At 38.9% G+C, this 23,778-nt stretch carries 20 protein-coding genes; 18 read left to right on the top strand and 2 right to left on the bottom strand.

The window, feature by feature from the left end; translation table 11 throughout:
- The first annotated feature begins 11 nt into the window (after nt 1-11).
- The 14 genes from B4N43_RS17930 (at nt 12) to B4N43_RS17865 (ending at nt 15,154) form a co-directional block, all read left to right on the top strand.
- A complete protein-coding gene (locus tag B4N43_RS17930; protein WP_286735804.1) occupies nt 12-992 on the top strand; it encodes a c-type cytochrome in 981 nt (326 codons plus the stop codon).
- 31 nt (nt 993-1,023) lie between these two features.
- Complete coding sequence (locus B4N43_RS17925) at nt 1,024-1,494, top strand: DsrE family protein (protein ID WP_120333478.1); 471 nt, start codon at nt 1,024-1,026, stop codon at nt 1,492-1,494.
- A 5-nt stretch (nt 1,495-1,499) separates the two neighbouring features.
- Nucleotides 1,500-2,414 (top strand): substrate-binding domain-containing protein, encoded by a 915-nt coding sequence (locus tag B4N43_RS17920; RefSeq protein ID WP_286735803.1) that lies wholly within the window; start codon nt 1,500-1,502, stop codon nt 2,412-2,414.
- Nucleotides 2,415-2,480: 66 nt separating this feature from the next.
- The gene (locus B4N43_RS17915) at nt 2,481-3,272 is read left to right on the top strand and encodes a lysophospholipid acyltransferase family protein (RefSeq protein WP_075991102.1); all 792 of its coding nucleotides are present in this window, start codon (nt 2,481-2,483) and stop codon (nt 3,270-3,272) included.
- Entirely contained in the window at nt 3,254-4,012 is a 759-nt protein-coding gene (locus B4N43_RS17910; RefSeq protein ID WP_075991101.1) for an ABC transporter ATP-binding protein, read from the top strand. The genes B4N43_RS17915 and B4N43_RS17910 overlap by 19 nt, the downstream gene beginning before the upstream one ends.
- A 122-nt stretch (nt 4,013-4,134) precedes the next feature.
- Entirely contained in the window at nt 4,135-4,356 is a 222-nt protein-coding gene (locus B4N43_RS17905; RefSeq protein ID WP_028072584.1) for a DUF2795 domain-containing protein, read from the top strand.
- Nucleotides 4,357-4,503: 147 nt separating this feature from the next.
- A complete protein-coding gene (locus tag B4N43_RS17900; protein ID WP_083663487.1) occupies nt 4,504-4,971 on the top strand; it encodes a hypothetical protein in 468 nt (155 codons plus the stop codon).
- A 350-nt stretch (nt 4,972-5,321) separates the two neighbouring features.
- Nucleotides 5,322-6,311, top strand: a complete 990-nt coding sequence (gene trpD, locus B4N43_RS17895) for an anthranilate phosphoribosyltransferase (RefSeq protein ID WP_075991100.1) — start codon at nt 5,322-5,324, stop codon at nt 6,309-6,311.
- A 1-nt stretch (nt 6,312) separates the two neighbouring features.
- Entirely contained in the window at nt 6,313-6,939 is a 627-nt protein-coding gene (locus B4N43_RS17890; RefSeq protein ID WP_075991099.1) for a phosphoribosylanthranilate isomerase, read from the top strand.
- Entirely contained in the window at nt 6,936-8,120 is a 1,185-nt protein-coding gene (gene trpB / locus B4N43_RS17885; protein ID WP_075991098.1) for a tryptophan synthase subunit beta, read from the top strand. Before B4N43_RS17890 ends, trpB begins: the two co-directional genes overlap by 4 nt.
- A gap of 3 nt (nt 8,121-8,123) precedes the next feature.
- Nucleotides 8,124-8,885: a tryptophan synthase subunit alpha gene (gene trpA / locus B4N43_RS17880; RefSeq protein ID WP_075991097.1), complete on the top strand. Its 762-nt coding sequence runs from the start codon at nt 8,124-8,126 to the stop codon at nt 8,883-8,885.
- Nucleotides 8,886-9,069: 184 nt separating this feature from the next.
- On the top strand, nt 9,070-11,535 hold the full coding sequence (locus B4N43_RS17875) for a phosphocholine-specific phospholipase C (RefSeq protein WP_286735802.1): 2,466 nt from the start codon (nt 9,070-9,072) through the stop codon (nt 11,533-11,535).
- A gap of 350 nt (nt 11,536-11,885) precedes the next feature.
- Entirely contained in the window at nt 11,886-12,305 is a 420-nt protein-coding gene (locus tag B4N43_RS17870) for an HYC_CC_PP family protein (protein ID WP_145327817.1), read from the top strand.
- Between the two features lie 263 nt (nt 12,306-12,568).
- A complete protein-coding gene (locus tag B4N43_RS17865) occupies nt 12,569-15,154 on the top strand; it encodes a TonB-dependent receptor domain-containing protein (RefSeq protein ID WP_083663486.1) in 2,586 nt (861 codons plus the stop codon).
- 53 nt (nt 15,155-15,207) lie between these two features.
- Here B4N43_RS17865 and B4N43_RS17860 read toward each other — a convergent pair whose 3' ends face one another.
- Together B4N43_RS17860 and B4N43_RS17855 are read right to left on the bottom strand one after the other, a co-directional pair.
- Complete coding sequence (locus B4N43_RS17860; protein WP_153846011.1) at nt 15,208-15,786, bottom strand: Maf family protein; 579 nt, start codon at nt 15,784-15,786, stop codon at nt 15,208-15,210.
- Nucleotides 15,787-15,788: 2 nt separating this feature from the next.
- Nucleotides 15,789-16,307 carry a KdsC family phosphatase gene (locus B4N43_RS17855; protein WP_088160273.1) on the bottom strand — a complete coding sequence of 173 codons (519 nt, stop codon included), beginning with the start codon at nt 16,305-16,307 and terminating at the stop codon, nt 15,789-15,791.
- 875 nt (nt 16,308-17,182) lie between these two features.
- Here B4N43_RS17855 and B4N43_RS17850 point away from each other — a divergent pair.
- Genes B4N43_RS17850 through B4N43_RS17835 form a run of 4 tightly spaced genes read left to right on the top strand, consistent with a single transcriptional unit; the run spans nt 17,183 to nt 23,632 of the window.
- Complete coding sequence (locus tag B4N43_RS17850; protein ID WP_075991091.1) at nt 17,183-20,614, top strand: hybrid sensor histidine kinase/response regulator; 3,432 nt, start codon at nt 17,183-17,185, stop codon at nt 20,612-20,614.
- Nucleotides 20,602-21,441 carry a CheR family methyltransferase gene (locus B4N43_RS17845; RefSeq protein ID WP_248933028.1) on the top strand — a complete coding sequence of 280 codons (840 nt, stop codon included), beginning with the start codon at nt 20,602-20,604 and terminating at the stop codon, nt 21,439-21,441. Before B4N43_RS17850 ends, B4N43_RS17845 begins: the two co-directional genes overlap by 13 nt.
- 6 nt (nt 21,442-21,447) lie before the next feature.
- Nucleotides 21,448-22,008 (top strand): chemotaxis protein CheB, encoded by a 561-nt coding sequence (locus B4N43_RS17840; protein WP_075991090.1) that lies wholly within the window; start codon nt 21,448-21,450, stop codon nt 22,006-22,008.
- Nucleotides 22,009-22,030: 22 nt separating this feature from the next.
- Nucleotides 22,031-23,632 carry a response regulator gene (locus tag B4N43_RS17835; protein ID WP_075991089.1) on the top strand — a complete coding sequence of 534 codons (1,602 nt, stop codon included), beginning with the start codon at nt 22,031-22,033 and terminating at the stop codon, nt 23,630-23,632.
- Nucleotides 23,633-23,778: the final 146 nt, after the last annotated feature.

Below are 23,778 nucleotides of genomic sequence, written 5' to 3'. Positions count from 1 at the left end.
GAATTAGCGTAATGGAATATAAAAAACTAACAGATTATTTAAAGGCACTCAGCTGGATCATTGTAGCATTGGTCATTACATGTACGACCTTATGTGTATTTCCACTAAAACATGAGGAAAACAAAAAGCAAACAGATTCTCTTGAAATGCGCAACGACTCGCTTATTACGCACGTTTCCCAATTTAAGGAAATCTCTTTCAAAGATAATCCCGAAGGCAAAATGGCCAGTTATGGTGAAAAGCTAATCAAAAATACATACGATTATTTCTATGATGGGGAGGTCAAAATCGGAAACAAGCTTGCCTGTAGCAGCTGCCATCTCAATGGAGGCACAAAGGCTTTTGCTGCACCTTATGTCGGGCTCACCAATGTCTTTCCAACCTATATTGGACGAGAAAATAAGGTTGAATCACTTGAAGAGCGCATCAACGGTTGCTTTGAGAGAAGCATGAACGGCCGAGCCATTCCTGAAAATAGCAAGGAAATGAGAGCCATTATCACCTATATTAAAAACATCAGCATAAATACAGTTAATAAAGGTCGGTTGGCAGGCCAAGGATTTATAAAAATGGATATTCCCAATCGTGCCGCGGACTTGAAACATGGTAAATTGGTCTTTGAGAATAAATGTACAAGTTGCCATGGAAAGGATGGTCAGGGGCTGGCACAAACAGCGGGAAAAGGATATCAATATCCACCCTTATGGGGAAAAGACAGCTACAATGACGGCGCAGGAATGGCTAGATTGCTTACCGCTACGCGTTTTATCAAAGCTAATATGCCTTTAGGCGCAACTTATGATGCACCTCAATTGAAAGACGACGAGGCCTATGATGTCGCAGCATATATCAATTCTTTCGATAGACCTCAAAAAACAAACAAACAATTGGACTATCCTAATCTAAGCAAAAAGCCCAAAGATAGCCCCTATCCACCTTATGCCGATAACGTTAGTATAGAACAACATAAACTCGGACCTTTTAATTTTTAAACATACATACCCCATTAAATCAATAATAAATATGAAAAAACAATTTACAATCGCTTGCATTTTAGTAGCGATAACGACTATTCAAGCGAAAGCACAGGACAATAAATTGTTGCTCAATAACCACCAATACAGCGGTGCCGTTGCTAAGAAAAAAGCGTATAAAGCCATTTATCAGCTGGACAGCAATGATCCAAAGACAATTGAAAAAGCAATCCGTAATATTAACAATGTCTTGAAAGACCCACGGTTAAAAGGACACTTACAGATTGAGTTGGTTGCATTTTCCGGTGGTACCGAAGCTTACCTAAAAAAGAACAGCCAATATGAGAAACCTTTGAAAGACCTCGTCGAGAAAGGCGTTATCGTAGCCCAGTGCCTGAATACGTTGGAAGAGAAACATATTGCCAAAGAAGAACTATTTGATTTTATAGGCTATGTTCCTAGCGGAAATGGTGAATTAATCTTAAGAGCAAATGAAGGTTGGGTTATCGTTAAACCATAAGTATAATGAAAAATTTTCTACTGCTTGGTCTAACTATCGTATTATTGGGAGCCCAGGAAATTAAGGCACAAGAACATCGTTTTGATCCCCCCTGGAATAATCCACCAAAATCGGCTCTAAATTTTACGGTACCCGGGATAGACAATATTCCAGATTTATATGGTGATATCGAGAATCCGCAGCTTACCGTTTTTTTCGCTGGCAATCAATTTATGGTTGTCGATGATCTACTTGCATCATTCAAAAAAGAATACCCACAATACGAACGTATTTTTGTTGAAACTCTGCCGCCGGGCATTTTAGCTAAACAGATTAAAGGCGGATCAATCACGATAGGCAACCTACGTATTACGCATAAGCCCGATATTTACACAGCGAGCAAACGAGCGATCAACGAGATGGCAGATTACTTCAGCCATACACAGGTTTATTGCTACAACAATATCTGTTTGATGATTCCAAAAGGAAATCCCGCTAATATCAGAACATTGAATGATCTGGGGAATGACAAAGTTCGTATTAGCATGCCTAATCCCCAATGGGAAGGAATTGGGGAGCAGATCAAAGCATCTTATAAAAAAGCCGGGGGCGAACAACTCGTCAAGAAAATCATGGATGATAAGGTCAAAGATGGCAGCACTTATCTGACCAAGATCCACCATAGGGAGAGCCCCATGCGTATATTGTATGGACAGGCAGATGCGGCTCCCGTTTGGGCTTCTGAAGTCGTTTACCAAAAACTAATTGGCCATCCAGTTGAAGGGATCACCATTCCTGATGCGCAAAATACAACGGCAACTTACGTTGCTGCAAAGCTTAAAAACGCCCCCCATACGCAGGCTGCAGATGACTTTTTAAAATTCATGGACTCACCAACGGCCAAGAATATTTACAAGAAATATGGTTTCACAGTAGACTAAAAAAGAAAATGGATAATTAATTATCCATTTTCTTTCTTTACTTTAGGTCAAAATTAGTTGACTTGTATGATCCTATTGCTCAAAAAACTCCATCGGTATTGGTATTTTATCAGCGTTCTACTTGTTTTTCTTCTGTTTTTCCCTTATATCTATTTTTTAGCACGACGTCCCGAAAAAAACTATGCTAGAATCGCCCGTATGCGACGCTGGGTATCAGTTGGTGGTTCGGCCCTAGCTGGTGTATTTTTTAAGGTGAGCTATGAATCAAAAATAGATTGGAACCGTTCCATGGTATTGTGTCCCAATCATACTTCGGTCTTGGATATAACAGCCCTCACCTATTTGTGCCCAGCTCCTTTTTCTTTTATCGGAAAAGCTTCATTGCTTAAAAATCCGGTTACACGTATTTTTTTCAAAACAATAGATATCCCGGTCACAAGAAGAAGTAAAGTATCTTCTTTCAAGGCCTTCCAACGTGCCAATGAACTCGTCCGAAATGGCAGAAGTGTCGTTATCTTTCCAGAAGGAAAAATCGACGATAGTTTTCCGCCACAGATTCATGCATTTAAATCCGGAGCCTTTCGAATCGCTATTCAGAATGACGTTCCCACAGTACCCATTATCATAGAAAATGCCTGGGATATCTTTTTCGATGACGGCTCGAAAAGGGGATCTCGGCCGGGAATAGTTAAAATCCATGTATTCAACCCGATAGAAACTAAAGATTTTAACGATGATAATGCATCAGAACTAGAAAAAGTTGTATACGACAAAATGCATTCCTATTGGATTATGAAGAATAAATCGTATTTTCATAACCTAGAGAACCTCCAAAAAATATGTCAGGAAAGATCTTAATCGAAATCAAGGATATTGCTAGAGAATACCAAATTGGTGCGGAAACAATTCATGCCTTAAGCTCCGTTACACTCAACATCCATAAAGGAGAATTTGTTGCCTTAATGGGGCCTTCAGGATCAGGCAAATCCACGTTAATGAACATTCTCGGTTGCTTGGATACGCCAAGCCGAGGAGAATACATCCTCAATGGGATTAATGTGAGTGACATGACTGACGATGAACTCGCCGAAGTAAGAAACAAAGAAATTGGTTTCGTCTTTCAAACTTTTAACCTGTTACCAAAGAATACAGCACTTGAAAATGTTGCGCTTCCCCTAATTTACGCGGGCTATAATAAAGTTAGACGTGAGGAAAAAGCTACTGCAGCATTGGAAAGTGTCGGCTTAGGGCATCGTATGGATCATAGACCTAATGAACTATCGGGTGGACAACGACAACGTGTTGCTGTTGCAAGAGCATTGATCAACGATCCTTCCATTATACTTGCCGATGAGCCAACAGGAAACCTTGACACCAAAACGTCCATTGAAATTATGGGCCTACTGGAGGAAATTCACTCCAAGGGTAATACCATTATTCTAGTGACACATGAAGAGGATATCGCATTACATGCACACCGTATTGTACGCATGCGAGATGGCTTGATCGAAAATGATTATCCAAACCCAGAAATCAAATCAGTGTCACCAAGACTTGATGCGTTAAACGAAAAGGGAAGTGACTTTGAGAATATCTAAAAATATTATAACGCTAAAAATCAACAACTTATATTAATACAGCAAAAATAACACGTGATTTACTTGCTTAAGTTAAATTAAATCATAGTTTTGCGAAAATAGAGAACTTAAATTGTTTTTATATGTATTGGACATTAGAATTAGCTTCGCATCTAGAAGATGCACCATGGCCAGCAACAAAAGATGAATTAATCGATTACGCTATTCGTTCGGGTGCACCTGTTGAGGTGATTGAAAACTTACAATCTCTTGAGGACGATGGTGAGCCATATGAAAATATCGAAGAAATTTGGCCCGACTATCCAACAAAAGACGATTTCTTCTTCAATGAAGATGAATACTAAAAAATAAAAAACGCCTTTATTCAAAAGGCGTTTTTTATTAAAGACATCGCCCTCTCTTCGGAGACAACTCAGTACGATATCCATAACCTCCCGAAGGTTTTTATTCCATAGTTTTAATCTATTTTGATGAAGACAAGTCTTACAAGTATGAAGATAAAATTAAAGCTATTGTTGTTCATGTTTATTGGCTGTATTGTCAGCCAAAGCCTATTTGCTCAGGAACAACAAACTTCCAATGAACAGGTTGTTGTTTTAAAAAAGTTTGTCCAGCGCTTGAATGATCCTAATTTAGCGACTGATATTATTTTAAGCCAAGATCTAATAACATCAAAAAAACTGGACGAAGATCTACAGGAATACCTATTGGCAAGCATCGATGAAATCAGGATAAATGTACAGAGCAAGGATATCAACCAACTGGAATATCTTAGCTTTGCTCAAGCAGGAAGAAAAGAAACAAGTGATATCGATCTCGAAGGTATTGACCCGCAACAAGTCTACTTTGTCAAATACCTCAAGCGTTTTGTATTTGCAGCAGTCATCCGTGATAGCAAAATTGCCTCTTTTACATTAGTTTCCAAAGGGAACAATAAAGCTCATTTTGTATTCTATTAGTTTTCATTGCCCCTATTTTATCAGACGCCTGCTGTTAGAATCCTTAAATATCACGCTTAGTCTTACACAAATGCACGCTTATCAGGTTTTATTTTAAAGTATATTTGTGAGCAATATTAAGCCAAAGATGCTTTCTTAAAAATTTTTCAATAAAAACACTTGCATTTTATAATTCTATCAACCATATTTGTATTAATAAAAATAACAATGATAACAACTGTATCAAATAAAGCTTGGTGGTGGCACAACGAATAACGTTGTGGCAAACTCCTATTGCATTATTTGATTAATACGTCAAGATATGATGGGCTTGCCTAAATAAGGTAAGCCCTTTTTTTATTTAAATTACCATGAAAGAAATTTTAGCGCATTTATTTGAATACAAGACATTTTCTCGGCAAGAAGCCTACGAGATCCTAACCAACATTGCCATGGGCAAGTATGACAGTCACCAAATTGCGGCATTTATGACGGCTTATGGTATGCGCAGTATTCGCGTTGAAGAGCTTGGAGGGTTTAGAGATGCGATGTATGATTTATGCCTCAAGCTGGATTTTAACGGTTATGATTTAATTGACCTTTGCGGTACAGGTGGGGATGGTAAAAATACCTTCAATATCTCGACAATAGCATCTTTTATCACTGCTGGGGCTGGTTACCATGTCGCAAAACACGGTAATATCGGGGTATCTTCGAGCTGTGGTTCATCCAATGTCATGGAATATTTAGGCTATCAGTTCAGCAACGACAAGGCTGAGCTACAACGCCAACTTGATGAAGCCAATATCTGTTTCCTACATGCGCCATTGTTTCACCCTGCCATGAAAACCGTTGCCCCGATACGTCGTGCATTGGGTGTTAAGACTTTCTTTAACATGCTGGGTCCATTGACAAATCCTTCCAATCCTAGATTTCAGTCTGTTGGTGTATTTAGTTTGGAATTAGCACGACTGTATGGTTATCTATACCAAAATACCAACAAACAATATTCCATTATTCATGCTTTGGACGGTTATGATGAGATATCCATGACCGGTGATTTTAAGGTAATCAACAACCAAGGAGAGAATTACTACAACATGGAAGAACTTGGTTTTACCCCAGTCTCAGCTCAGGAGTTGACGGGAGGTGAAACGATAGCAGATGCCGCCCAGACATTCTTATCTATATTGAACAATCAGGGTACAGATGTGCAGAACAATGTTGTTTTGACGAATGCCGCATTTGCGATTAAGACCTTTAATCCCAAAAAATCTTTTGGTGACTGTTTTTATGAAGCTGAAAGTTCATTGATGGGAGGTAAAGCTTTGCGCAGTTTCCAAAAACTAATCAAAAAATAAAATGGCGATCAAAGTAAAAGTTTGTGGCATGAAATATCCCGACAATATAACCGCTGTAGCCTCCTTGGGCATCGATTATATGGGATTCATATTTTATGATCAATCCAAACGTTATGTTGGTCAAAGCTCCTCCTCATACATTAAGGACCTTGACAGCCTAAGTAAGGTCGGAGTTTTCGTCAATGCCAGCCTTTCAGAAATTCTAGATAAAATAACTGAATTCCAACTAAATGCAATTCAACTGCATGGAAATGAATCTGCGGAATACTGTCTTGAATTGAAAGAAAAATCAGCAGTTAGCATCGTGAAAGCCTTCGGAGTAGATAAAAACTTTGACTGGATACAGCTGGATCCTTACGCTAAAATTGTAGACTACTTTTTATTTGATACAAAAAGTAGTTCCTATGGTGGTACAGGAGTACAATTTGACTGGTCCCTATTGGACCAATACAAACTTACTACCCCCTATTTTCTCAGCGGCGGTTTAGATCCCGAAAATATCAAAACAGCGCTAGAAAGAAATGATCCACGGCTATATGCACTGGATTTAAATTCAAAATTTGAAGTAGAACCCGGCTTAAAAGATATTGAGCTATTAAGCCACAGTATAAATACTATTAAAAAATGAGTATATATCAAGTCAATGAAAAAGGATATTATGGTCCCTTTGGAGGAGCCTATATCCCTGAGATGCTCTATCCCAATGTGAAAGAGCTACGTGAAGAATATCTCAAAATTATCGAAGAAGAGAGCTTTCAGGAGGAATTTAACCAACTGCTCAGCGATTATGTCGGACGTCCTTCTCCATTATATCATGCCAAGCGTCTATCTGAAAAATATGGAACTACGATTTACTTAAAACGGGAGGATCTTAACCATACCGGAGCGCATAAAATCAACAATACCATTGGCCAAATTCTATTAGCGGAACGCTTGGGTAAAAAGCGCATCATTGCCGAGACAGGCGCAGGACAGCATGGCGTTGCCACAGCTACCGTTTGTGCGCTGAAAGGTATACAATGTGCGGTGTACATGGGAGAAGTTGATATTCAACGTCAAGCTCCAAATGTAGCACGGATGAAAATGATGGGTGCCGAAGTTATTCCCGCAACATCGGGCTCCAAAACGCTAAAAGATGCGACCAATGAAGCTTTGCGAGATTGGATCAACAATCCTGTCGACACCCATTATATCATTGGGTCTGTTGTGGGACCACACCCTTATCCCGATATGGTTGCTCGCTTTCAGTCTATTATTTCTGAAGAAACGAAAAAACAACTATTAGCAAAAACAGGAAGAGAAAATCCAGATATCGTATTGGCTTGTGTCGGTGGAGGCTCCAATGCGGCAGGTATGTTCTATCATTACCTCGATGAAGAATCGGTTCAATTGTATGCCGTAGAGGCAGCTGGCCATGGTGTTGATTCAGGCGAATCCGCTGCGACAACAGCACTAGGAAAAGAGGGCGTTTTACATGGAAGCCGATCTATACTGATGCAAACAGCGGATGGCCAGGTCATAGAACCTTACTCCATATCGGCAGGACTCGATTACCCCGGTATTGGCCCTCAACACGCTTGGTTATTCAAATCCGGCAGAGGTAACTATGTAAGTGTGACTGACGACGAAGCGATGCAGGCAGGTCTTGAGCTTACCCGACTAGAAGGTATCATACCGGCTATTGAGAGTTCTCATGCCCTGGCTTATTTGGAAAAAATACCTTTTAAAGGTGATGAGACTGTCGTTGTCTGTCTTTCTGGACGTGGTGACAAGGATCTAGATAATTATATGAAATACTTTGATTTTTAAGGCATGAATACAATTGAAAAAAAAGAAGGTACTCCCCTTTTATCGATATATTTTACAGCTGGATATCCAACATTGGACAGCACAATAAGTATTGCCAAGAAATTGGAAGAAGCTGGCGCGGACTTTTTGGAAATCGGTTTTCCTTATTCCGACCCAGTGGCAGACGGGCCTGTCATTCAGCACAGTTCAGAAGTCTCTTTGGCAAACGGCATGACCGTAAAAAAGTTGTTCGATCAATTGATTGACCTCCGTAAACATGTTAGCATTCCCGTATTTTTGATGGGCTACTTTAATCCTGTGCTCCAATTTGGTGTTGAAAGATTCTGTGAAGAATGTAAAAATGCAGGTGTAAACGGTGTCATTATACCTGACCTACCCATGGATGAATACGAAGAACTTTACAAAGAGACGTTCGAGAAAAATGGGATTGCAAATATATTCATTGTAACACCGCAGACTTCTGAAGAACGAATCAGAAAAATAGACAGCCTTTCCAGGAGCTTTATTTATTTACTTTCTTCCAATGCAACGACAGGTAAAACACTTGATGTTGGAGACGATACAGCTGCTTACTTCAAGCGGATACATGATCTTCAATTAAAAAACCCATTGATCGTTGGTTTCGGTATCTCCGATAAACCTACCTTTCAAAAAGCAAGTAAGCATACGGCCGGTGCCATTATAGGTACAGCATTTGTCAAACGGCTAAAAGAACCGGATTATCTTACACAGATTCCAGCATTTATTGCGTCTATCAAAGCTTAATATGTAGGCTAGAAATTAGCAAAGCGTTAATTTTTTAATAAGAGTTCGGTCTAAAGTCTTTTTTCTTGGATCGAACTCTTATTTTTAAGGCAGTTTTCGAAAATGTGATTTTTCGAAGAGAATAACTTTGTTGCCTTGATCAACCAAGCAATAGGCAGCCAATCAAATCAATACTGTTATAACCATGGATACGCGAAGAGATTTTTTAAAGAAAGCGGCTATGCTTGCTGGGGGAGCTTCTATCTCCCATGTTATTCCATCCGCTATTGCGAAAGCGATGGCTATAAATCCAGCATTGGGCAGCACATTTTATGATGCCGAGCACGTTGTTTTATTAATGCAGGAAAACCGTTCATTTGATCATGCCTTTGGAACACTGCGTGGTGTAAGAGGCTTCAATGATCCTAGAGCTATCCGTCAACCCAATCGGAATAAAGTTTGGTTTCAGACGCAAAAATCCGGCGAAACATTTGCTCCTTTCCGATTGGATATCAAAGATTCAAAAGTCACCTGGATGGGTTGTCTCCCGCACAACTGGACCGACCAAACAGATGCTCGCAATAAAGGCAAGATGAACAAATGGTTGGATGTAAAACATTCCGGATTTAAAGAATTTTCGAATCTACCGTTGACTATGGGACATTATAGTCGCGAAGATATTCCATTTTACTATTCTCTCGCGGACTCTTTCACAATCTGCGACCAACACTTTTGTTCGAGCATCACCGGCACGAATCCGAATAGGCTTTATTTCTGGACAGCCAATATCCGGGAAAATCTTACAGGAAAAGCCTTGGTTTGGAATGGAGACTCCGAGTTTAGCGGGAAAGCAACATGGACAACTTTCCCCGAACGCCTTTCGGAATTAGGCGTAGACTGGAAAATCTATCAAAATGAAATTTCTTCGAGCAGCGCTGGTTATAGTGGCGAAGCAAATAGCTGGCTCGCCAATTTTGGTTGTAATCCGATGGAATACTTCCCCCAATATCAAGTCAAATATCATCCGCGCTATCGTCAGCTCCTGACATTAAAACAAGAAGATCTCGAACGCAAAATTAGCGAAACAACAGCTGGCGAAGCGCTTGAAAATTTAAAGAAAAATCTCAAACATACGCTAGAAGAATTACAGCTATATACTGCCGAGAACTTTGAAAAGTTCGATGAGCGGACAAAAGATATTCATCGCCGTGCTTTTGTTAACAACAGTGCACAGCCCGATTATATGGAATTGGAAACAATGCATTATCAAGAAGGGGGACAACAGCGCGAGTTACAGATCCCTAAAGGGGATGTTCTGTATCAATTCCGAAAAGATGTCGAGGAAGGTAAACTTCCAACCGTATCATGGCTGGCTCCACCGCAGCTTTTTTCTGACCATCCTGATTCTCCTTGGTTTGGCGCATGGTATGTTAGCGAAATCATGGACATTCTTACCCAAAATCCAGAAGTTTGGAAAAAAACAATCTTTATACTTACATATGACGAGAACGACGGGTATTTTGACCACTTTGCCCCCTTTACAGCTCCAAATCCGGATGATACAGAAAGCGGAAAAGTATCAGCGGGAATCAACCCTGGGTTAGAATATGTACGCCGCGATGAGCAATATTATCCTGAAAGCGGAAGAGAAAGCAATATCGGTCTTGGCTATCGTGTACCGATGATCATTGCTTCTCCATGGACCAGAGGTGGTTGGGTCAATTCGCAAGTGTTTGACCATACCTCCAGTTTACAATTCCTAGAGAAGTTTATTAACCACAAAATCAAGAAAGATATAAAAGAAACCAACATCAGCAGTTGGCGGCGTACAGTATGTGGAGATTTAACTTCGGCATTTAGGCCCTATCATGGCGAAAACATTAACAAACCGATTGTACTAGAACGGGAACCTTTTATCCAAGAGATTCACCAAGCCAAGTTCAAAGGCCTTCCCATGGGCTTCAAAGCGCTCAGCGCAATGGAGATCAAACAAATAGAGCAAGACCCCAGCAGTTCTCCCTACTTCCCAAAACAAGAAAAAGGGCTCCGGGATTCATGTATCCTTCCCTATGAACTTTATGTGCATGGCGAATACCAATCCAAAGGGGATTACTTGGTCACATTTGAAGCTTCAAATAAAATTTTTGGCAAACATGCTGCGGGCTCACCTTTTACCGTCTACCATGCTGCTAGCTACAAAGGAGAAGTTGGAACCTCAAGAAATTATGCTGTTTCTCCTGGAGATCGTGTAACGGACCAATGGTCGCTAGACTCCTTCGATAAAAAAATGTACCACCTCGAAATCTATGGCCCAAATGGATTTTATCGAGCGTTTAAAGGTGACACAAACAACCCAGAGTTAAAGGTCCGCTGTACCTATGAAAAAAGTAAAAATGAATCCGCGTTTACTGGGCGTTTGTCTTTTTCATGTACAAACAAGGGGAAAACAACCCAGCAACTTGTTTTCGAGGATATCAGCTATGGAAAAGAAAAAAGGAGTCTGCAACTTAAAGGTGGGCAATCCATTAGGATACATTTTGATTTGGCTAAGCAAAACTTTTGGTATGATTTCCGCCTCACCTGCGCCGGTTTTCTAAACTTTGAGGAACAATATGCGGGTCGTGTAGAGATTGGAAATGCGGGAAAAAGTGATCCTCTATTAAGCCGATAAACAAAACGAAAGGGAGCATTTAAAAAATGTTCCCATTCTTATAACATCTTCCTGGAATAGGTAAATTTCAGGAATTAAATTACATACGCTGTTATCCGATAAAGTGTTCCGAAAAAAGATCGAACACACTGTACTATTCCTGTATACGACGAACCAGATGATAGAATCCCTTGTACAATAGAATTGCCCCAACAATCAAAAAGATAGCTAACAAATACGAGCTGACCGGATTGATAAATAATAAATACATAACTCTGGTAATTTTTGGTTTTTCATTTGTTACTACAAGTTATAACATTTATCCAAAATATTACAAAAAAAAATTACATATTTTCTTTATTTTTGCTTCGATGAAGAAAATTGCACTATTTATCGGCTTATTTTTCTATTTGCTCGCAGCAAGTGGTGCCTCACTGCATCTTCATTTTTGCCAAGGGGAAACAAAAAGTGTATCGTTATCGGAAAGCCATACTATGGCCTGCCCTCTTTGTGCCAAGTCTGCAAAAAAACAGCAGAACCACTGTCATGAAACAGGAAGCTGTAAAGATGTTAAGATCGAAGCACAAAAGGTCGATCACTTCAGCCGAGTAACACAAAATCTTGATTTTAACACTTTTTCTCCCGCAATAGTTACGCTTCATTGGATACTTAATTATTATCATTTCTCTGGGGAGGAGGACGATTTTTCTAAATTAAAGTATACCGATTTTGCGAGCGATAATAGACAGAACCCACCTGTTTTTATTCTCAATCAAAATTTTAGAATTTAATATCACCTCTTTTCACCGAACGCAGTTCATTTTCTTGAATTGACCGAAGTCCAGTATAGTTTTTATATTTCGTGAGAACGGCAGACTGTCATTCCCAACATTGATCTTTCCGTAGCTTGTCACGGAACAAAAAACAGTGGATTTTAAATCATTCAGCAAAAATAGTAGAACTGAAAAAATAAATCCGTACCCCTTGAATGTGGTTGCGTGGTATCATGAAGGTAAAAATTAAATGCTAGTTGAAGCGAATACTCTTAATTAAAATGATGAATCAAATTTTCAAAAAAATATATACGACAACCATTCTATCCTTATTTTTTCTGGCATTTGTACAGGCACAGACCGACAGTACGAGGACTCTTACAGTGGCTGGGAACTGTGCCATGTGTAAAAAACGTATTGAAACTGCCGCAAAAATGCATGGCGTAGAAACGGCCGTTTGGAATGCAGGAGACAACTTATTGCAAATCAAATATAACCCCCAAAAAGTTCAACTGGAGACAATCAAGAAAAATATTGCTCAAGTTGGTCATGATGTAGACAACTTGGTTGCCACTGATGAATCCTACGCTAAACTCCATGAATGTTGTATGTATCCGCGATTGGAAAATGGCAAAATACCCGAAAAGAAAACTGTAACAACCGATAACCATGACCATCCACATACAGTTACCGGTGTTGTCGTTGAAGAAAATGAAAAGGGGGATCTTAAACCCATTATTGGTGCCAATTTACACTGGGCCAACCTTCCAACCAAAAACACAAGGACAAACGAAAATGGTGTTTTTAAATTGGACCATAAAGAAGGATTCAACAAATTGGTTGTAAGTTATGTTGGGATGAAACCTGACACCATCACCATCAAAGATCTTCATGAAGTCATCATGATTACAGCAAAAGGAAATGTGTTGATGGAAGTCGAGGTAAAAGGAACACGACGCTCAAATTACATCGACCGTATGACACCTGCACGACTGGAAGTTCTTACAGGAAAGGAGTTATTCAAAGCGGCGTGCTGTGACTTAAGCGAGAGCTTTGAAACCAATGCCTCCGTCGATGTCGTCAGTGCTGATGCTGTAACAGGCAGCAAACAGATTCAAATGCTGGGCCTTAGTGGTATTTATACCCAATTAACCGTTGAAAATTTACCCGGACCTCGTGGGCTCGCTTCTCCTTTAGGTTTAAATTCTATTGCAGGAACATGGATTGAATCAATTCAAATCGCGAAAGGTATCGGTTCCGTAGCCAACGGTTTCGAAAACATGGCCGGACAGATAAACGTCGAATTGAAAAAACCCCAAAATTCAGAAAGATTGTTTTTTAATGCCTATGCTAACAACATGGGACGCACAGATGTCAACTTAAATCTTTCACAAAAAATTGGTCAGCATTGGTCCACCGCAGTTCTGTTGCACGACAATTTCATGTACAATAAATCCATGAACTTTAGCCACAACGGATTTAGAGATATACCCGTTGGCAATCTATTCTCTGGGGTCAACCGTTGGTTCTATGAAAATGGGAAAGGACTTATGGTACAATTTGGGGTAAAATATCTCAATGACGACCGTACAGGCGGGCAGATTGATTTTAACGAAAAGACAGATAAGGGTACAACGAATCGCTATGGTTTAGGGTTTGATATTGAACGTGTAGAAGGTTTCGCTAAAATTGGTTATGTGTTCCCCGAAAATAAGCACCGCAGCATAGGTCTCCAGCTTGCAGGGTCGAATTACAATCAAAAAAGCTATTTTGGGCTCAATAACTACAATTCAGACCAACAAAATGGATATGCTAACCTCTTATTTCAAGATATTATCGGCACTGTCGCTCACAAGTATCGCGTTGGTGCCTCGATTAATTATGACAATTACAATGAGTGGTATTTAAAAGATCAAAACTTCAAAAGGAAAGAAGTGGTTTCGGGAGCATTTGCAGAATATACCTATAGTCCATCAGAAAAATTTGATGCCATTATCGGCCTCCGCCAAGACTATAATTCCCTGTACGGTTGGTTTACAACACCACGCATCCATTTACGTTATGCACCGATTTCGGGAACAACGGTTCGAGCTAGCTCAGGAAGAGGTCAACGTACAGCAAATATATTTGCAGAAAATACGGCCGTCTTGGCAAGTAGTAGAAAATTGGTTATTCAATCGCCTAATATATACGATAAAGCTTATGGCCTACAACCTGAAGTCTCCTGGAATAGCGGAATAGCGATAGACCAAAGTATGCGGATCTTTGGACGTGAGGCTTCGGCATCCGTTGAATTTTTCCACAACAGCTTCTCTAATCAGGTCGTGGTCGATTACGAAAATCCCCGAGAGATCAATTTTTACAATTTGAATGGGAAGTCTTTCTCCAATAGCTTGCAAACAGAATTTCGCTTTATGCCAGCACCACATTTTGAAACGAGATTGGCCTATCGCTTACTTGATGTCCAAACTGATTTTCAAAGTGGCAGAAAGACCAAACCGCTATTGGCCAAACACCGTGGTTTTGTAAACCTAGCTTATAATCACCATTCTGGCTGGAGTGTAGACTATACGTTGAATGTTGTTGGACAAAAACGCATTCCGTCAACAGCAGAGAACCCCGTTGAATATCAAATGCCTACAGCATCAAAAGCTTATGCGACCATGAATGCGCAGATTAGCAAAACTTTTGGGAAAGAGAAAAACTTCACTGTATATGTGGGCGGAGAAAATCTGTCTAATTATTTCCAAAATATGCCAATACTTGCAGCGGATCAACCCTTTGGAAACTATTTTGACACTTCAATGCTTTGGGGACCATTAACAGGACGCATGTTCTACACTGGGGTTCGTTATTTCATCAAATAATAGCTAAGCTAAAAAATCAATGAATAATAAAAAAGCGGCTTTTGCCGCTTTTTTTACATTAACTTTTTCAATTCTTGATAAAGCTTTGCCGTTGGCAATCCGACCACATTATTATATTCTCCCTCTATTTTTTTTACGGCGATTAAGCCGATCCATTCCTGTATTCCATAAGAACCCGCTTTATCTAATGGTGAAAATTTAGTAACATAATGATCGATTTCATCCGCATCTAATTCGTAAAAATAAACAGTTGTCGTTTCGACGAAAGTGCTAATCTTACCCTCCCATGAGATCGCTACGGCAGTCAACACCAAATGTTTCTTACCAGACAAGTTTGTTAGTGTTGCTCTGGCTTCCTGTTCATCTTTGGGTTTACCTAATATTTCGCCCTTATCCGATACGACAATAGTATCGGCACAGATAACCAAACAATCGTCTTTATCCCCAAATGCCTCCGCTTTACAAATAGCGATTTGGCGAACGACCTCTGCAGCGGATAAATTCGGATCCACGTATTCTGCCGTTTCCCGAACGTCGACTTCAAATGTCAGCCCAAGCCCTGCTAACAGCTGTTTTCTCCGTGGAGATTGAGACCCTAATATAATTGTTCTATTTTTTAGATTTTTCAACATCCTTATATACTTTTTACTGTTTCATCCTCATACCATTTGCCTTGTACTTTCATGACCTTTTCGATCAATTCACGCACAACTCCCTTTCCGCCACAAAAACCAGACACATAATGTGAAATTTTCTTGATCTCTTCTACTGCATCTGCCGGAGAAACAGCTACGCCAACAGACTTCATGCAGCTAAAATCAGGGATATCGTCACCGATGTACATCAGCTGATTTAATTCAAGCTTGTAATCATAAGCAAGTTCTTTCATTTTAGACAGTTTGTCACTAACTTTTGAATACACTTCTTTGATTCCCAAACCTTTCATCCGCTGCTCGACCCCCTTCGAACCTCCACCTGTGATAATAAAAATAGGATAGCCTTTCTTGATCGCCAACTGCATAGCATAGCCATCTTTTATATTAAATGTACGTAACTGATGCCCTTCTTCATTAACTTGTACAGTACCATCAGTCAATACACCATCTACATCCAATACAAATGCTCTTATCGATTTAAATTCGGTCAATACCATAAAAATTTATTTTTGTAAAAGTAAGGCATTTCGAGTAATAATTCGCGTAGCGATACTGATCTAATTGACAGGACTGTCAGATAATTATTCAGTTAAGCCAAAATATCATTTGTGTGTCACAACATAGTTGTATTAGCAACTTATTCTCAAAAATATTTGGATGCTACTGTATATTTACCGTATCTTTGTAGAAGATAATTAAAGGTTATCTCGCTATGAAACACTAACAGCAAGCAATCAGAAGAGTTATTTACTTGAAGCTTGCATAAGATTAAAAAAAACAATCATTTTTAGTTTTCATGGCACAACACGGCAACTAATTTAGTTTAGAAGCCCTTAAAGAGTCTTTTCATAATTTAGGTTTATAATTGGTTAGTAACGAACCCTGGTGCCCATCATCAGGGTTTTGTTTTTATAAGCATTTTTTCTTCTTCTATTTAATAAACTTGACTGAACTATCTCCCTACCAACATATAGCTAAGAACAATTTTCAATCAATTTTTAGACAGTGATCAGTCACTGCTTATTCAGTCTACACTGAGTGATCACTGAACAATCACTGAACGAGCACTGAACAAACACTGAACAAGTACTGTTAAAAGACCTAATTTGATCACTGCTTGATCCCTACTTGCTGCAACTCAGAATTAAAAGACAAAAAATGGTATGAGCTACGCTTACGTAACAAAAAATCGCTATTGCGCGGTAATCGATTATTTTGGAATGCCCCTTGACTGTTTATAGGTTTGCTTCTATGCTGACTTTTGATTATTTTAGGAATAGCAAGTTTTTTTGTTATTTTACATATATCTTTTTCCCCAGGTACCATCGAAACACAATACCTACAGAAAAGTAAACGATAAACTCATTCTAACATGAATCGAAAAAATTATAGAAAGCAAATTACCATAGGAGTGATAATTTCTTTTTCGCTTATCTTCCTTTCAGCCCTATATTTTTTCATATCGCTGCATCATAATTTAAATAACGAGCGAAGTATTGTTCGTGTTGCCGAAAATAGATTCAATATTATTAATGAAATCAAATCAAGTGTAGACGAAGTAAATGACATCAAACTTGATTACCTGAATAAGAAAGACGCTTCACTATTTATTCCTTATAAAATGGAATTTAAAAAAATGGACGAACTGTTGCGGTCTTTAAGTTTGAAAGATGATTTCTATCATGTTCAGCCAAACAGCACTGAAAACATCCGCAAAGATATCGTTGCATTTTACGACTTTGAGCAGGATATCGATCACACAAAGGAAACTCAATCCATATCCCATAATATTCACGAACGAAAGGCCTCGATATTAAATCAGATCGATCTCATGTCGAGAGATCTATTAGACCAACGGGCAAGACTCTTAGAAAAATCTAGAAATGAACTGCAACTGGCCCAGTACATTACTTACCTTTTCATCGCCATTGGCTTAAGTGGGTTCTTCTATATTCTCGCTAAAATTTCCTCGATCTCTAGATTTCTGAGGTCTACAGTGAAAAGTCAACAAGAATCCAATAAAAGTCTCCAACTATTGCAAGAACAGACCAACAGTGATAACTGGATTTTGAATGCGATTAATGGCATCGACGAACAATTACGCGGTGACTATACAGACAAGAAAATTGCCGAAATAAGCCTACATGCTATTGCTTCCACGACAAAAGCATTAGGTGGGACGATTTACATTTTCGATGATAACTATCAGGAGTATCAGCTTTGCCACAAAATTGGTATTTCCTCCACACAGTATATCAAACGAACGTTTAAGGAAAACGATGGCATTTTGGGCGAAGTTGCAAACAATCATGAAGTCGTTAAAATAAAAGATATTGACCACAAGCATCTTATCTTAGAAACCTCGTTATCCGATCACTTAGACGCTGAGATTTATATTGTTCCCTTCTCTTATGAAAGCCATTGTGTCGGTGTCATGGAAATCTGTTGCCCCATTGTCAATGAGAAAGACGAGCAACTACGATTTAACTTCCTGGATAAAGCAAAAGATAACATTGCCGTTATTATCAAAGTAGCCCAAACTCATGGAAAGCTTGCCGATCTTTATGAGGAACTTCAACAACAAACCGAGGAATTAGAGACGCAACAGGAGGAATTGAGAACAACCAATGAGGAGTTAATCCACAAGACCCATTTGTTGGAGGCTTCTGAGGAAGAGCTTAGAGTACAGCAGGAAGAACTTATCCAAACCAATAACGAGCTGGACGAGAAGGCTAAATTGCTCTTTGCACAAAATGAAGATCTAGAAAAAGCCCGCCAGGCCATAGCCCAAAAAATAGAGGAAGTAGAGCTGTCCAGCAAATATAAATCTGAATTTATGGCCAATATGAGCCATGAACTGCGGACACCACTTAATAGTATTCTCATTCTTGCCAAATTACTTCAGGATAACAAAAAGAAAAACCTCAGTGAGGATCAAATAAAATATGCTTCTGTCATTCACAGTGCCGGCTCAGATCTCCTTCATTTAATTAACGAATTGTTGGATCTGGCAAAAATTGAATCCGGTAAAGTTGAAGTCCAAAAAGAACGTATCAACACAAACTATCTTGTCAATTATATTAAAGATTTTTTCAATGATACCGCAGCGTCGAAAAATATTGACTTCCTACTCGATGTCAATGTAAATGCACCGCAGGAATTCATCGGTGATGAACATCGTATACAACAAGTCCTCAAGAATTTATTATCGAATGCCTTCAAGTTTACAGGTGAAAAGGGCGAAGTCTCTTTAGCGATAGAAGCTGAAGCTGAAAATCTTCTTTTTACGGTAAAAGATAACGGTATTGGCATTGCTCCAGAAAAACAAGAGCTAATTTTTGATGCTTTTAAACAGGAAGATGGCTCAACGAGTCGTAAATATGGTGGCACTGGTTTAGGCTTATCGATATGCCGCGAAATTGCTAGCTTATTAAAAGGGAAAATAACCTTATCCAGTAAGGTTGGTGAAGGTAGTATTTTCACCTTCAGTATCCCGCTAGAACAGGAGATTCAAATTTCAGTCCCGAAAGTAACATCTGTCGAAAAAGAAAGTAATCCACCAACGCAAATTCCGAAGGAAAATCCTATAGTCGAAAAAACGAAGTCGATCGACAACGATGGAAAACACAATAAACTTCTGATTATTGAGGATGATTTTATTTTTGCAGATATTCTAAAAGACTACGCCGAACAAAACGGCTACGATGTTTACATCAGCTATGATGGGCAAGATGGTTTACAAAAAGCACAAAATTTACGACCTGCCGCAATTATCTTAGATATTATGTTGCCTAAAATGGATGGTTGGGAAGTTCTTCGTAACCTCAAAAAAATTGACAGCACCAAGGAGATTCCCGTACACATGATGTCGGCAGGAACATTTTTACATGATGAACCTATTTCTGCCGGAGCCATCGGATTTATGGCTAAACCCGTGTCAGAAGAATCTTTGGCTGAAACATTCTTAAAAATAAAAGCATCGACTAGTCATCCATTGAAAAAAATTCTGCTGGTGGAAGATCAGGAAATCCAAAGCGATTTTATCAAACAATCTTTAGAAGAACAGCATATTCAGATATTTCAGGCTTTCAATGCGAGACAGGCGCTCGATTTATTAGATCAAGAGAAATTGTTTGACTGCATCATTATGGACCTGAATCTCCCTGACAAATCAGGCATTGAACTCCTGAATGAAATCAAATCAAACACTCAATTTAAGGATTTACCCATTATCATCAATACGGCAATGGAACTCACTACAGAGCAGACTTCCGAAATTTTGCATCACAGCCAGGCGATGGTCCTTAAATCTGCTAAATCAAATAATCGTCTGATTGATGAAGTTAATTTATTCTTAAATAAAATTCGCAGCAATAAGCACGAATACACGATGTTCAATCACTCAGGATCCTCTGTAATTGCTGAGAACAATTTAGCTTCAAAAACAGTATTACTCGCAGATGACGATATGCGGAATATTTTTGCCCTTAGTACCGCATTTGAAAGCTATGATATGAACATTGAAATTGCCAACAATGGCCAGGAAGCTCTAGATATTCTTGAACGAAATAAACAGATTGACCTTGTTTTAATGGATATCATGATGCCCGTCATGGATGGTTATGAGGCTATTGAAAAAATAAGGGCAAACAAGAAATTTGCAAACCTTCCTATTATTGCTGTGACAGCGAAAGCAATGAAAGGTGATAGAGAAAAAACAATTGCTGTTGGAGCAAACGATTATATTAGTAAACCGGTTGATGTTGACAAATTAATATCTCTGATGCGCGTATGGCTGAGTTAACCGATAAAATAGTAGCAATGATAAGTTTTGAAGAGTTGGAAGAAGTTATTGATATAGTCAAAAATCTCCACGGCTATGATGTATCCGGTTATACAAGAGCTTCCTTAAAAAGACGTGTGACTAGAATAATGGAACTTAACAAGCTCAATCTACAGGAGCTAAAGTCCAATTTGATTAATCAGCCCGGATTCAGCACCTATTTCCTACAGGAAATTACAGTGAATGTAACTGAAATGTTTAGGGATCCTGATTTTTATAAAGCTGTAAAAACGGATGTATTTCCCTATCTCGCAACTTATCCACATATAAAACTGTGGAGTGCCGGTTGTTCTACTGGCGAAGAAGTTTATTCGCTGGCCATATTGTTAGAAGAAGCAAATCTTTACCAACGTGCATTTATTTATGGTACCGACATTAACGGTAAAGTGTTAGAAAAGGCAAAACGCGGCATCTATTCCCTCGCGAAAGTTAAAGAATACTCGGAAAATTTTATTAAAACAGAACCAAAAAACTCACTGTCGGATTATTATACAGCGATGTACAACGCAGCTACCATTAATAATAGTCTGAAAAAAAATGTCCTTTTCTCTATGCATAGCTTGGTGTCCGATGGCGTTTTTAATGAATTTCAACTGATTACCTGCCGTAATGTATTGATCTATTTTGATACTGAACTGCAAAATCAAGTCCTGGATTTATTCTATCATTCACTATGCCATCTGGGCTTCTTATGTTTGGGAGCGAAAGAATCTTTAATCAACTATAAAGACGCTGCTAAATTTAAGGTCGTAAACAAAAAACAGAATATTTACCAAAAAATTGGTTAGTAGGTGATGGAAAGGAAAATTCTTTTGTTAGCGGGGTCTGCCGGTGGGTTTAGTGTCATTCTAAATCTATTAAAGTCATTGGAACGACCAATCCGCATACCCGTTATTGTCATTGTACACAGAAACCCTAAATATGCTTCTAGTATTGAGGACACGCTTTCCAAAGCGCTTGTTCAAAAAATAAAAACTGCAGATGATAAGGAAGCGATAGAAAATGGGACCATTTATTTTGCCCCTGCTGGCTATCATCTTTTAGTTGAACCAGACTATAGCTTTTCTTTGGATATCTCGGAACCTGTTCAATACTCAAGACCATCAATTGATGTAACTTTCGAATCTGTAGCCGAAATATATAAAGAAAATTGTACCGCTATCTTATTCTCTGGAGCAAATCAGGATGGTGCACAGGGATTATTAATGATAAAACGGTACGGCGGGACGACTTTTGTACAAGACCCTGCGACGGCTGAAGTTCCCATCATGCCCGAAGCAGCTATTCAACTCGATGCACAGGAACGCATTTTGAGCATTCAAGAAATAAAAGATTACATCAAGCAATTGACTTAAAATTGTATTTAGATTTGCTATAATGAAGAAGATAAATATATTAATTGTCGATGATAAAATTGAAAATATTATCAGTCTTACAGCACTGCTGGAGGATATCGAAAATATAAATATAGTGACGAGCACAGATCCCAACGAAGCTTTAAAAATCTGCTGGAAAGAGGATATTGACTTAGCGCTCGTTGATGTACAGATGCCAGAAATCAATGGTTTTGAATTTGTTTCCTTCCTAAAGAAGAATCCGAAAACAAACCATATTATCCCGATTATGGTAACAGCGATTTCAAAAGAAGACAAATACCTCATTCAGGGACTTAATAGCGGAGCTGTGGATTATCTATATAAACCGCTGAACCCCGAAGCGACCATCGCAAAAGTAAAATCTTTTGTTCAGCAATTACTGATACAGCAGGAAATTAAAGAGAAAAACATTGCCTTAGAAGAATCAAAACAGGCCATTCTCAAAGCTAAAGAAGAGGCAGATCTTGCCAGAAAGTCGAAAGAAACATTTTTAGCCAATATGAGTCATGAGATTCGTACACCTATTAATGGTATCATGGGCATTACACAGATGTTAAAAAACTCCCAGCTCACTTTAGAGCAAGAAAACTGGATCAATAAACTGGACTCTGCCTCTCAAAATCTATTGACCATTATCAACGACATATTGGATCTTTCAAAAGTTGACTCGGGCATGATGAAACTTAATATGGAGTCGACATCAGTGCAAGATATTACAGATGATCTAAACAATCTCTTTATTGATAAAGCCAACTACAAAGGGTTGAATTTTTCAATTGATGTAGACGATCGGATCACAAGTTATTTTCTGACAGATCCACTACGGTTGAAACAAATATTGACCAACTTTATCTCCAATAGTTTCAAATTCACCTTGGAAGGTTCTGTTGTATTAAAAATTCAGCTTCTAACAGAGGATAACCATAGCATCTGTTTACGGTTTCAGGTTATAGACACAGGGATCGGCATTGTGGAAGACGCCCTGGAAAAAATATTTATTGCGTTTGAACAGGGAGAAGATAGTATCACCAAAAAATTTGGCGGTACAGGATTGGGCCTCGCAATTGTAAAACGTATTGCTGCGCTGCTCAACGGTCGGGTTTTTGCATCGAGTGAATATGGTAAAGGGAGTATTTTCTCTTTTGAATGTACTTTCGACAAAATCAAAGATAAACCCGTAGAAAAAGAAACGCAGGTACTCTATACGGAATTGCCGAAGTTCAACTTCCCGATGGTTCTCATTGCTGAGGACAATGAATTAAACAGCTTTATGCTGGCAAATATCCTGAAGAGCTGGAATTGCGAAATTACTTTGGCAACGAATGGACTCATCGCACTAGAAGAAATCAATAAGAAAAAAATCGACCTGGTGTTTATGGATGCCCATATGCCGCTCATGAGTGGTTTTGAAGCGATCAAGGAAATACGTCGAAACACGAATCCGACAATCGCAAACATGCCGATTATTTCCATTTCAGCCTCTGTGCTCCAAGCCGAACAACAGGAAGCGCTCGATGCCGGAGCCAATGAAGTTGTTGGAAAGCCATTCGATCCTATCAAATTATATAAAACAATTGATACTTTATTGTCAAAATTGAAATGATAGTTTCAATTTATCAATGAAATCATTAATTTTAGAACATAATCAAGATGTTTTGATGTTATTTCTCATGAACGCGCATCCAGAAAGGAATTACGTTCGTCATAACTTCATCACTAAACCGCTAAAGGCTGCGGAAATGCCTACAA

Origin of the sequence: Sphingobacterium sp. UBA1897 (assembly GCF_002337775.1) — a bacterium.
Classification (GTDB): Bacteria; Bacteroidota; Bacteroidia; order Sphingobacteriales; family Sphingobacteriaceae; genus Sphingobacterium; species Sphingobacterium siyangense.
The sequence above is the reverse complement of the archived record's forward strand: the minus strand, read 5'-3'. Positions and strand labels throughout refer to the sequence as shown.